Annotated in this window: 1 protein-coding gene; it reads left to right on the forward strand. The window is 64.1% G+C overall.

The genetic code is table 11. The features are described 5' to 3' along the window. The coding region (locus tag AC5ZGW_RS47355; RefSeq protein ID WP_496114301.1) for an acyl-CoA dehydrogenase family protein at positions 1 to 401 on the forward strand (401 nt) is incomplete at both ends.

The following is a 401-nucleotide window of genomic DNA, read 5'->3' on the forward strand; positions in this document are numbered from 1 at the left end:
TGTCGCCTACGCGAAAGAGCGCACGCAGGGCAGGGCTCCTGGCTGGAGCGGGTCCGGCATGAGTCCGATCATCGACCATCCCGATGTCATCAGGATGCTGCTGACGATGAAGGCGCTGACGCAAGGCTCGCGTGCCATTGCCTATGCCTGCGCTCATGCGATCGACATGACGCATCGCGCCGGAGAACGCCGGGAGCATTGGCAGGAGCGGGCAGCGCTGCTGACGCCGATCGCCAAGTCCTTTGCGACGGATGCCGGCGTCGATGTCGCTTCTCTCGGGATTCAGGTCCATGGCGGCATGGGTTTCATCGAGGAGACGGGTGCCGCTCGCTACCTGCGCGACGCCCGCATCGCCCCAATCTATGAAGGCACGAACGGCATCCAGGCGATCGATCTCGTCA

It is taken from the genome of Bradyrhizobium sp. Crot121 (assembly GCF_059512385.1).